The 12,407-nt window shown below is 38.7% G+C and carries 9 protein-coding genes; 2 read left to right on the top strand and 7 right to left on the bottom strand.

Going from position 1 to position 12,407, the window contains the following annotated elements; genetic code table 11:
• Window positions 1–5 precede the first annotated feature (5 nt).
• The 5 genes from ACUN24_RS24885 to ACUN24_RS24865 form a co-directional block, all read right to left on the bottom strand.
• On the bottom strand, window positions 6–590 hold the full coding sequence (locus ACUN24_RS24885) for a gluconate 2-dehydrogenase subunit 3 family protein (RefSeq protein ID WP_132400640.1): 585 nt from the start codon (window positions 588–590) through the stop codon (window positions 6–8).
• 279 nt (window positions 591–869) lie between these two features.
• Window positions 870–1,775: a sugar phosphate isomerase/epimerase family protein gene (locus ACUN24_RS24880; RefSeq protein ID WP_445564935.1), complete on the bottom strand. Its 906-nt coding sequence runs from the start codon at window positions 1,773–1,775 to the stop codon at window positions 870–872.
• A gap of 49 nt (window positions 1,776–1,824) precedes the next feature.
• The gene (locus ACUN24_RS24875) at window positions 1,825–4,755 is read right to left on the bottom strand and encodes a TonB-dependent receptor domain-containing protein (RefSeq protein ID WP_445564934.1); all 2,931 of its coding nucleotides are present in this window, start codon (window positions 4,753–4,755) and stop codon (window positions 1,825–1,827) included.
• Between the two features lie 194 nt (window positions 4,756–4,949).
• On the bottom strand, window positions 4,950–5,972 hold the full coding sequence (locus tag ACUN24_RS24870) for a FecR family protein (protein ID WP_445564933.1): 1,023 nt from the start codon (window positions 5,970–5,972) through the stop codon (window positions 4,950–4,952).
• A gap of 105 nt (window positions 5,973–6,077) precedes the next feature.
• Window positions 6,078–6,638 (bottom strand): sigma-70 family RNA polymerase sigma factor, encoded by a 561-nt coding sequence (locus ACUN24_RS24865; protein WP_445564932.1) that lies wholly within the window; start codon window positions 6,636–6,638, stop codon window positions 6,078–6,080.
• A gap of 259 nt (window positions 6,639–6,897) precedes the next feature.
• Between ACUN24_RS24865 and ACUN24_RS24860 the strand changes: the two genes are divergently transcribed.
• Together ACUN24_RS24860 and ACUN24_RS24855 are read left to right on the top strand one after the other, a co-directional pair.
• Window positions 6,898–7,842, top strand: a complete 945-nt coding sequence (locus ACUN24_RS24860) for an NAD-dependent epimerase/dehydratase family protein (RefSeq protein ID WP_445564931.1) — start codon at window positions 6,898–6,900, stop codon at window positions 7,840–7,842.
• Between the two features lie 74 nt (window positions 7,843–7,916).
• Window positions 7,917–8,645 (top strand): YebC/PmpR family DNA-binding transcriptional regulator, encoded by a 729-nt coding sequence (locus tag ACUN24_RS24855; protein ID WP_029274031.1) that lies wholly within the window; start codon window positions 7,917–7,919, stop codon window positions 8,643–8,645.
• A gap of 468 nt (window positions 8,646–9,113) precedes the next feature.
• On the opposite strand, the gene ACUN24_RS24850 is transcribed toward ACUN24_RS24855, so the two are convergent.
• Both ACUN24_RS24850 and bglX read right to left on the bottom strand, forming a co-directional pair.
• The gene (locus ACUN24_RS24850) at window positions 9,114–9,893 is read right to left on the bottom strand and encodes a carboxylesterase family protein (protein ID WP_445564930.1); all 780 of its coding nucleotides are present in this window, start codon (window positions 9,891–9,893) and stop codon (window positions 9,114–9,116) included.
• A 67-nt stretch (window positions 9,894–9,960) separates the two neighbouring features.
• A complete protein-coding gene (bglX, locus tag ACUN24_RS24845; RefSeq protein ID WP_445564929.1) occupies window positions 9,961–12,258 on the bottom strand; it encodes a beta-glucosidase BglX in 2,298 nt (765 codons plus the stop codon).
• Window positions 12,259–12,407: the final 149 nt, after the last annotated feature.

Here is a 12,407-nt window from a genome sequence, read left to right as displayed (position 1 = left end):
AGAAATTAGGTTGCCCAGGATCTTTGGCCAGGTTTTAAAGGCGCATTGCCGTCATATCGGCCCGGAATAAGGACATATTCCCTTGCTTTGGTACAACCAATTTCTGAAGAATAGTAACCGAGTAAGGTCAAATCTCTTGCAGTGATAAAAAAGTAAGCTAAATCTTTGTTCTCCTCTGATTGGCCATCTTTTTGAGCAAGTGCGATTGCTCTCAAATCGATCATTAACTTTTTGCGGTCGGCTGGTGTTAAAGTGACATAGCTTTTTCCGAAATCTTTCATTGATTTTGCTTGAAGATCTTTAAAGCCTTGTGCAAAGGAGGTTTGCATGGTGGCAGGGTAACAATCTTTCATCATCATTGGAATAAACTTACCTAAACCTGCGGCTTTGGCACCTGCAGAGGATTTGGTCGTCGGAACAATAACATCTGCAAATTCTGCAAAGATCTTTTCGTCTTCAAGCGAATAGCTTACGAAGTTTTTTTCATTTTCGGGGAGCGTAAAACTTTCAAATAACACGCCCATTGTACTTGCCGAGATTGCTCCTCCCAGCAAAAATGCAACGTTTTTGAGTGCTTCTCTTCTGTGCATCGTCTTTATGATTTTATATTTTGGTTACTTATGTGTTGAATTAGTAATATTAGAAAAAATATAACGTAAACAATAAATTTTTTAAGTTAAATTATCAGATTGCAATATGATTGTTACTGTGTAGAATTATTCTAAGTAATAACCTTTTTGTGGCTTAATTGCCGATTAAACCATGTTTTTATCTCAAATTTACTTGGTGTAAAAAATACATTTAGTATAGGCGAGTATATTATTTACTAATATATCCAAAAACACAGATTTTTTAAGGATAAAATCGGACTAAAGCAGATTGTTTTTAATGTAATTATAACTTTCTTTAATACTCTCGTAAGGTTCTTTTTTAATGATGTCCTGTTCAGTAAAAATATAATCTACACCAGCTAACTTTGATGCGGCGAAAATGCTTTTGAAATCGATCCTGCCAGCCCCCACTTCTACGAAAACGGCTTTATCTGCTTTGTCCATATCCTTAACATGAAACATTTTATAACGGCCCGGATTTTTCTTGAACATATCAACCGGGTTTAAACCTGCATTTACCGCCCAAAAGATATCAAGTTCAAAACCTACCATATTGGAATCGGTTTCTGTAAGCAAGGTTTCGTAACCTGTAACCCCATTACCTTGATCTTTAAATTCGAAGTTATGGTTGTGGTAAGCCAATTTTAAGCCTGATTTTTGGCAAAGTTCGGCTGCCTGGTTAAATTTTGCAGCCATGCGTTTATAATCATCCAATGTTCCATTGGTTCTGATATCGGTTGGCAAAGCAGGGATAACAAAATATTTCTGGTTAACAGTAGCTGCGGTTTCGATGTGCGATTTTAACACTTTATCGTCGCCTGATGATAAAAACTCCGTTACGTTGTAATGTCCGCTGGGAGACGAGAGACCGTTGGCTTTTAATAATGCATTGAAATCTTTGGCTTCCAGTCCCCAGAATCCTTTTACTTCATATTTACCCGGATAGCCGTAATAGGTTTCAACTTGCTTATAGCCGATTTTAGCTACTTGTTCAATAGTGGCCTTTACATCTGCCGTTAATTGTTCACGTAGGGTGAAAAGACCAATTCCGATTTTTGAAACCTTCGCTGATTGTGCTAAAGCTGTTGTAATAATGGATGGACTTAAAAAAGCTGCTGCCCCAGCAAAGCTTACTTTTTGTAAAAATGATCTTCTTGTTGTCATGATGTTTTTAGAATAAAAAAAACCGGAGCGTGAACTCCGGTTTTATTTGTTAGAATGAATAAGCTAATGATCCCCAGAAGGTACGTTGAAGTAAAGTTCTGCCAATCATTAATTGACCAGGGGTTACGGTTGAGAAATCTCTGAACTGATCTCCACGAACATCGCCCTCTGTCAGCACTTTTGCATTTAACAGGTTGTCTGCCCAGAATCTTATTGAAATCTTTTTAGTAAAATTATAACCTGCCCCGGCTTTCATTACCACATAAGATGGAAGTTCATAACTGTCGCTAGGTGAGGTAAAGCGACTGCCAACATAATTGGCTGCTATATACAGGTTAAAGTTTTTGTAATCGTAGTTGGCTCCTAGCTCCGTATTCAATACAGGTACCCTTTCGGTTCTTTTGCCAGTAAAACTATATACACGGTCACCGAATTCGGCTGCTACTGCGGCATTTCCGCTTGTATTTGCTTCGTAATCTGTGTATTTAGAATCTTGCAGTGTTCCGGTTAAGCGCAAGCTTAGTGGGTTGAATATTTTGTAAGAAACTTCATACTCGGCACTCCAGGTGCGTGTAGAGCCAAAGGCTACCAATGCTTGTGTTCCAGCTGCTGTAGTAGGCACATTAATGGTTAACGATGTGTTTTTAATTGCAGAATAACTTCCTGATGCAAAAATTGCCAGGTTGTTTTTAGCATATTTAAAACCTATTTCACCTAAATACACCGGGCGTTTTTTAATATTTGCGCCATTATATCCTGAAGCATTGTAATCGCCTATATTTGGTGCGTTATAAGCTTTTGTAGCCCTCGCAAACATACTTGCAGTAGTACTTATTTTATAATTTGCGCCTATTGATGCTGCCCAATTGGTTAGTGTTTCATCATAGCTGGTATAACCCAATATAGTTGGAGTTGCTGGCGCTGTAATATTTACCGTGCCATTTGCATTAAGCGCATAATAAGGCCTATCTCCCTTAACATTCTGGTTATCAATTCTGGCTCCAATATCTAAACGCCATTTTTCGGATATTTTAATCTCATCGCCAGCATAAGCTGATAATGTTCTGGTATCGCCAATAAAGGTGTTTTTGGTTTGAATTGTTCTTTCTGCTGCTGTTGGCGACTGCAAGATAATACTCGGGTGCTCCTTAAATTCTGTAAAAGATCTAAATGCATAGCGTAAATCGTCTCGATTGTATTGATGAATACCTGCGCCGATATTTAAACTATGATTTTTAAAGGTCTTTTTCAGATCCAGGTATTCAATAATTTGAACATCGCTGTTAATTTGCCCCTGTGCTGTTGAGGTAATTGCATAATCTCCGGTAACAAACGGTGCAACTGCGCCTCCCGGATAATAGTAAGGTGTGGCCGCTGTTCTCGCTGTAATCCCTGCTGGAACGGTATATGTTGAGTTTGTATGCGTATTTTGATAACGGAAATTGTTCACAATCTGCCAGCCGCTATCAGTTAGGTAGTTGAACTGGAAACCAGCTGAACCCAATTTGGTATGGATACCGTCTGTTAGAGTAAAATTATGCAGGCCTGTTGTAGGATCATTGTAGCTCCAATCTGTTTGAACGGGAACAATTGATTGTGAAGCCAGATTATAATCGCGGTAAGTAGTTGGCTTCCCGGTACCATCGTAAGGGTAATAACTAGTTAATAAGAACTGCACTTTATCATTCAGGTATTTACCATACACCCTGAAAAAGCCTTTATTGTTTTTGAAATTAAACGTCATGTTGCCTTTAATCTGTCCACCCTGGTTGGCCGGATTAAAGCCCTGATCTACCACTCCGTTATCAGTACGATAAAAACCACCAATGTTATATTTGATCTGGTTGTTTATTTTACCTCCGGTGTTGCCATCAAAACGGTACAAACCTTGTGAAAAACCTGTTGTAAACTTAAACTGGCCATACTGTTTATCGGCGCCCGCGTAACTGATGTTGTTTACTACGGCACCTGGTGTATTGGCCTGAATAATTGAGGCATTTCCACCTCTAATTGCTTCGATGTTCTGAATGGTTAAATCTGTTTTATAATACTGATCTATAGATGGGTTGGTATTGAAACCTGTAGGTAAAAGCGGTAAACCATCTTCTTGTATGCCTAAGAAAATATAACCTCCCTGTTGTGGAAAGCCCCTTACCCAAACGTTGCCCGGGCCATCGCCACCTGTACTTTCTACGGTTAAGCCTGGTATAGCTTTTAATAAATCGGTGCTGTTTAATGGCGCCCTGTTGGTGATATCTTTATTGCTTACGGAAGTTAGCGCCACACTACTTTCTAATTTTTTCTTTGGATTACCACCGGTTACCATCACACTTTCCAATTGTAGGTTATCTTCTGATAGGCTGATGCTCAGGTTTTCGTCGGCATTGCCTGGTGATAGGTTGACTTCTTTAGATATGAAACCTACATATCTCACCACGAGTACGCGGCTATCAACAGTTAGGCCTTTTAAAGCAAAAGCACCATTTTCGTCGGTCGTGGTACCGATTGATTTTCCCTTTACGGTAACCGAAACGCCTGGAATAGGATTACCTTTGCTATCGGTTACTTTTCCGGTTACAATGCCTTCGAAAGCTTTTAAAAGTTCGAGGTTGTTATTGGCGGGAATAGAATAGAGCAGAATCTGATCTTTAACTATCCTATATCCCACGTCATAACGTTTTAGCGAATTCTCAAGAAAGTATTTAAGCTTTTGATTCACCACATTAATAGAAACTTTGCGGTTAGAGTTTATTAATTGCGGACTGTAAACAAATTTAACATTGGCTAAGTGTTCTGTTTTTTCAATAATGGTTTTAATATCTGTTTGATCGGCTTTGATCGAAATTGATTTATTCAGAAAATCTTGGGCGTCGACATTTTTGGCAAAAGCACCACAAGTAAAAATTATTATTGCAAGTATTTGGTAAATCGAAACTCTCATTGCATATATCGCCAGCGAAATAAGTTGATTTTTTTTCATAAATTTGGTTATTGTTCATTAAATGATTGGATTTATTGGACATAGAAATACCATGAATACATTCTAATGTATTTAACTCGCCGGCAATGCCCCACATTGTCGGCTTTGTTTTTTAGAAAAATATTATGGAAAATGGAGCCACGGCTATGGGCTGTTGGTGTTGTGGTTTTTCTTCATCATGTTTATATATTTGGTTAGTTTTTATTGGAAACTACAATGCTGGTTCCCTGGATGTAATATTTGCTTGAAATGGTTCCGCAGATTAGGTCGAGCTGTTCATACAGCCCTTTTTTGCTTAAATCTCCAGTAAAAGTATAGGTCGAAATCTGCTCATTATCCGATTTTATCTCTATCCCGTAAGCTTCAGATAAGGTTTTAAAAATTTCTTTAATGCTTTCTTCTTTAAAATTGTAGCTTAAACTTGTGGGTATATTATAGGCTTCTGCCAATGGAATAGGCTTGCTTACCAATGTTTTATTTAATTTGTGGTCGGCAAAAATGCCCTTTTGGTTTGGTGTCAGCAGAATTGGTTTAGCCAGTTTTTCTTGATCGAAAGTGAAGAGTGAACTTTTCTGGTTTTCGGCTACCTGAACTTTTCCTGTTCTTACCGCAACCTGAGCCGGAAGTTTATCTGTTGATGATTTTACCCAGAAACTGGTACCCAAAACACGAACAACCAATTTTTGATTGTAAACATAAAACGGGCGCTTAGGATTTTTACTTACCGAAAAAAACGCACTTCCTTTTAAATAAACCGTTCTTTTGTTAGCCGCAAAAACCTTTGGGTAAATAATGTTCGCCTGTGGTTTAAGTGTTACCGTACTTTCATCACTAAGTGATATCACCAGGCTGCTATCGCTCTCATTAGTTTTGCTGATTAAGTTTAAGCCTTCATTTTCATCAATAAAAGATTGCTCGGCATGATTATAGCTCTTTAAATATAATCCGGCAATAAAAAATGCAATGATAATAGATGCTGCAACAGCGAATTTTGGCCAAAGCCTTTTAACCTTAAGCACTTGTGTAGGTTTGCTTTCAATATTATTAATGTTAAGCCAGGTATTCACCTGCATTTCTTCGAGCGCAGTTGATGATAAATCTTTAAAATTCTGGTTATTTAAGTTATGATACCATTTATCTACCCAAAGCTTTTCAGCTTCAGTACAATTTCCGTTTTCGTAACGGCTTAGTAAATCGTAAAATGATTTCTGGTTCATAAAAAGAATATTTGGCCTTATACTATACAAGTAACACAACCGGAGCGAAACCCTAAAGCTGTGCGTGGTAAAAATGGAAATAAGTTTTAAAGCACTGATAATCAGTTATAAAAAGATGTAAAAATTTTTAATGTATTCTTTTATCCTCTTAATAGATTGGGTAATATGGTATTCTACGGTCTTTTCGGAGATGTTTAAACCAGTAGAAATATCTTTGGTAGATCGGTGTTGATAACGGCTCATTCTGAAGATCTCCTGTGTTTTTTCGGGTAGCGAATTAATGCCTTTTTCGATAATAGAAGAGAGATCATGAAGATCGACAAGGTTAGCAGTATCCTGATGGTTTTCTGAATAGGTTAAGGTTTGGTACTCCATGTATTTATTCTGCATCACCAGGCTCCTGATGTGGTTGATTACACTTAACTTCAATGCACCAAACAAATAGGCCTGGAGATTATTGATCTGTGCTTCTTGCCGTTTTTCCCAAAGAGAGATGAAGATATTCTGTACCAGTTCTTCCGCAATTATTTTATCGCCTGTTTTTTTGTAGGCAGCCAATAATAGCTCGTTACTATAGGTGAAATATATTTTTTCGTAAGCCTGCTTGTCGCCAAGCTTTAGACGATTCAGTAAATCTTCAGATTTTTCAGGCTCTGGGTGAGTCATTTATTATTTGGTTATTCGATAAGCGTGTAGTAAATGTATAAAATAATGTTGAAAGTTTCAGTTAGCAGTAACAGGTTTCAGTTAGTAGTTAACAGCTTTCAGTTGGCAATTTGCAGTTAACAATTTAGCAATCCAACAGTTAACAATCTGGTCTGCAATTAACCAGTTTATACAATTAACCGATTAACCCTTTCTTATCTATAAATATTTTATTGCCTTTTATCTCATTTTTTTACCTTTGCTCAATCTCAAAAAAAATATGCACGAAAAAATTGTTGTTTTAGGCTCTAACGGGCAAATTGGTACCGAGTTGGTAACCATGTTACGTAAAATATATGGTGATGATCATGTTGTTGCGTGCGATATACGCAGACCGGATTATGATATCAAAAACTCTGCACCGTTTGAATTTGTGAATGTGCTTGATAAGGAAATGATCAATGGCATTTTCCATAAATACAGACCAACACAGGTTTACCTCTTAGCTGCGTTATTATCAGCTACGGGTGAGCAAAATCCAAAGCTGGCCTGGGATTTAAATATGAACGGCTTATTGAATGTTTTAGATTTAGCTTTAGAATATAAAACTGCAAAAGTGTACTGGCCGAGTTCTATCGCCGTATTTGGACCAAATTCGCCAAAAGATAATACCGCTCAATATTGTGTAATGGATCCAAACACCGTGTATGGAATCAGCAAGTTAGCAGGTGAGCGCTGGTGCGAATATTACAATCAAAAATATGGTTTGGATGTGCGTAGTATCCGTTATCCGGGATTAATCAGCTGGAAAGCTGCTCCTGGAGGTGGTACAACAGATTATGCGATCCACATTTTCCACGATGCGTTGAAAAAGGGAAGTTACCAGAGTTTCTTAAATGCGGAAACAGAATTACCGATGATGTATATGGATGATGCTATCCGCGGAACAATTGAACTGATGGATGCACCTGCAGATCAGATTTCAGTGCGGAGTAGCTATAATTTTGGTGGGGTAAGTTTTACACCTGAAGTTTTAGCCGCCGAAATCAGAAAACATATTCCGGATTTTACGCTAACTTACAGCGCTAATGATCCCCGTCAGCAAATTGCAAACAGCTGGCCACGTTCTATTGATGATCACTATGCAGCAAAAGACTGGGGCTGGAAACCAGAGTTCGATTTATCGAAACTGACAACAGACATGTTAAATAATTTAAAAAAATAATATAAAGGTAGAGGGTTTGAAGGTTGAGGGCTTAAGGTCTTACATCTCATATCTCATATCTCAATACTAAAATAATGGGAAGAGCATTCGAATTTAGAAAAGAGAGAAAATTTAAGCGTTGGGCCAAAATGGCGGTTCAGTTTACGCGTATTGGTAAAGATATCGTAATGGCGGTTAAGGAATCCGGGCCTCATCCGGAAACCAATTCGCGTTTACGTACAGCTATGCAAAATGCAAAAGCGGTAAACATGCCAAAAGATAGGGTAGAGGCAGCAATTAAACGTGCTTCCGATAAATCGATGGCCAATTACGAGGAAATTGTGTACGAAGGTTATGCGCCACATGGTGTTGCCGTCTTAATTGAAACAGCTACTGATAATACCAACCGTACGGTAGCAAACGTTCGTAGTTATTTTAACAAAACTGATGGTTCTTTGGGTAAAACCGGATCGTTAGATTTCGTTTTTAACCGTAAATCGGTTTTCCGTTTTGTTCCTGCTGAAGGTTTAGATCTGGAAGAATTAGAGTTTGAATTAATTGATGCTGGTTTAGAAGAACTTTATGTTGAGGCCGATGAAGAAGGGAATGATATTGCAGTAGCACAGGGTGCATTCGAAAACTTTGGTTCTTTACAAAAAGCTTTAGAAGAGAAAGGCATCGAGTTAAAAAGTTCAAAATTAGAGCGCATTGCTTTATCTCACCATGAGGTAACAGAAGAGCAGGCAGCTGATGTTTTGAAATTGATCGATAAGTTGGAGGAAGATGATGATGTGCAGGCGGTTTACCACAATATGGCGGAATAATATTGATTAAATATTTTTAAAAAGGTTCTGATGTAAAATCGGGACCTTTTTGGTTTTGTGGTGTTTAGGAGGCTATCTCATAAATATAGAATTGTCATCCTGAGCTTGTCGAAGGGCAAGTGATCGCAATTTATGAGACAGCCTCTTAATCTTAAAGTAATCTACTTTCTTTTATGCGGAAACAACCTATTGTCTGGTCTTAGCGTCTTGCTAAGACTTCTCAATTAATTTCGTTTTTTAGTTTCTATGGTAAAAAGACTAAGGTCTTAGCGAGATCATCATCTGAATTACTGTTGTTCGTTTAAGGCGCTCAGGTGACTTAGGTGGTAAGTGTTATTTTGGAAAACGATAGTATGCCGCTTTTCGGTTACAGCAGTCCTGCTATCGCTTCAAGTCCTCGCTGCGCTGTGGGCTTTACGCTTTATCAGGTTTATTTAACAGAGGTTGTGGTGCTTAGGTTTAATCCTATCATTTCTTATGCGAAAACAACCAAGGCAATAATTCCGGTTCAGCAAAGGCACTGTCCCAACTGTTGTGGTTTGCGTTAGGGTAAAGCGTAAATTTCACCTCGTCGCCAACCGTTTTTAAACGTTCAGCAATGGCAATTGAGAATGCCGGATCAACAATGTCATCTTTTGCACCGTGAAAGATCCACAATGGTGTTGTCTGGTATTTTTTAATGTTATTGGTATTATCGCCACCACAAATAGCAATAGCTGCGGCAAATTTACGGCGTTCTCTTCTTAACAGCTCGTACGTACCCATTGCACCCATTGATAAGCCACCAACATAAACCTGGTTTTTATCTACAAAAGGTTTTTTTAGAAAATCTTTAACCATTCCCTGCAGTGCATGCATTACTTTGGTGGGTTTACCGCCATCAACAAAACTGATTTTTCTTTTCCCTTTGGCATCCTGACCAAAATTTGCGTTGGCCCAAAAATCATTCTGTGGACATTGCGGGAAAACTACAATGGCAGGGAAATTTTTGCGAACATCACTTTTTAGAAACAGTTTTCCGCCATGAACCAGTTGACTGGCGTTATCGTTGCCCCTTTCTCCACTTCCATGCAAAATGAAAACGATAGGATATTTTTGGTCGGGATTAAAGTTCTCTGGAAATAAAATCCTGTAGTATATAGAATCCTTTCCCTTAATAAAGCTTCCCCTGTCATATTTTTTCAAGTCTTGAGCGTTTAAAAAGAGTACAGAAAAAAGAATGCAAATGGTTAGAATAATCTTTTTCATTCAACAAAAATAGAAAACCCTGGCTACTTTACAATAGCTCAGGGTTTATAACCAAATCTAATTGTCTTTATTTCAACGTAAAAGATGCTTCTTTTACATCGCGTGAATTTGTACCAATAAATACCTTGAAATCTCCAGGTTCTGCCACGAATTTTAGCGCAGAATTGTAAAATTTAAGGTCGTTCTCAGAAATATTAAAAGTAACGGTTTTACTTTCTCCGGCTTTTAAATTAATTTTTTGGAAACCTTTTAGCTCTTTAACGGGGCGGGTAATACTTCCAACAAGATCCTGAATGTACAATTGAACAACTTCTTTGCCGTCATATTTGCCTGTATTGCTTAAAGTAACCGATGCGGTGATCGATTTTCCTTTGCTCAAGGTATTGCCACTCAGTTTAACATCACTATAATTAAATGATGTATAACTTAAACCAAAACCGAACGGATATAATGGATCATTGCTTACGTCTAAATAGTTGGAACGGAATTTTTCGAACCATTTACCTTCAGCCAATGGGCGGCCGGTATTTTTGTGTGCATAATACAAAGGTACCTGACCCACATTCTGAGGAAAAGTTGCACTCAGTTTACCCGATGGATTAACATCGCCGAAAAGTACATCAGCAATTGCATTTCCAGCTTCACTGCCAGGGAACCATACATTTAAAATTGCCGGGATATTTTGCTGTTCCCAATTCAATGCCAATGGACGGCCTGTAAACAGCACCAATACTACTGGCTTACCTGTTTTAGCCAGAGCTTTTAAAAGGTTTTTCTGTGTTTCAGGAATCTGGATATCGGTTACACTACTACTTTCGCCTGTAAATTCAGAACCTTCGCCAATAGTAGCTACAATAACATCTGATTTTTTCGCTACTTCTAAAGCTTCTTTAATCATTTCGGCTTCGGTACGTGGATCACGTTTGTATGTTGGGTTGTGGATGTTTACATAACGCTGCTCCATAGCAGAATCTGCCAGAAAATTGGCACCACGAGCGGTTAATATTTTGGCATCATTACCCAAGGCATTTTTTAAACCTTGAAGTACTGTTACCGACTTGTCAAAAAGGGCAGCAACACTCCAGGTACCGTACATATTGGCTGTATTGTCTGCCAACGGGCCGATTAGACCAATGGTGCCTGATTTTTTTAGTGGAAGCAGGTTGTTGTTATTTTTCAATAGCACAAAACTTTCTGTTGCAACTTCGCGTGCCACCTGGCGGTTAGCCGGACTAAAAACCTCTTTTTCTGCTCTTTCCGCATTACAAAATTTATAAGGATCGGTAAATAAACCCAATTTGTATTTTGCCTGAAGTACTAATCGGCAAGCCCTGTCTATCTGTGCGATAGCAACTTTTTTCTCTGCCAACGATTTTTTTAAAGTACCTAAAAAGCCTTCGCCCACCATATCCATATCAACTCCTGCATTTAAAGCCAGGGCAGAAACAGTTTGTAAATCGCCCATGCCATGCGCAATCATTTCAGGAATACCGGTATAATCGGTTACCACAAAGCCTTTAAAACCCCATTGGTTACGCAAAACATCGGTCATCAACCATTTGCTTCCTGTAGCTGGAATGCCATCAACTTCGTTAAAAGAAGCCATAATGCTGGCTGCTCCTGCATCAACAGCAGCTTTGTATGGCGGAAAATATTCGTTGTACATGCGTACTTTGCTCATATCTGTAGTATTATAGTCTCTACCAGCTTCAGCGGCACCATACAGTGCATAATGTTTTACACAGGCTAAAATTTCGTTATTGGCCTGGAGTTTCCCCTGATAGCCTCTTACCATTGCTGCGGCAATTTGTGAGCCTAAATAAGCATCTTCTCCGCTGCCTTCAGAAATACGGCCCCAGCGTGGATCTCTCGAAATGTCGACCATTGGAGAGAAAGTCCAGTTAATGCCACTTGCACTCGCTTCAATCGCAGCTATACGGGCCGATTTTTGCACGGTTGCCATATCCCAGATACAGCTAACGCCTAAAGGGATTGGGAAAACGGTATTGTATCCATGGATCACATCCATTCCGAAAAGCAATGGAATTTTCATACGACTGTTTTCCACCGCTATTTTTTGGACCGCTTTGATCTTATCTACCCCTTTGATGTTGAATAAACCACCAACTTGTCCGGCTTTAATTTTTTTAGAAATGTCGCTGCTGTTGGCCTGTCCCGTGGTAATATCGCCAGAACTTGGCAAATTCAGCTGGCCAATTTTTTCATCAACAGTCATTTTTGCCATCAGGTTGCTGATGAAGGTGTTCATCTTTGCCTCTTCTGCCGAAACAGGTTTTTTGGTCTGTGCCGATCCGTTCAGTACAAACAAGGTTAAAAAAACAACCAGGATATTCGCTCTCTTCATTATATATGTGTTTTATTCTTTATTAATCAATTTTGGTAATCGTTAAAAAACGATTAGCAATTTCCACGCTCGTTATAAACGAGCGTGAACTGTTTTTATTCGTTGCTGGCACTCGTTTCTAACGAGCGCCTAAATAGCTTAGGATTTTA

Source organism: Pedobacter sp. WC2501 (assembly GCF_052682415.1).
This window is presented reverse-complemented; position numbering and strand designations above follow the sequence as displayed.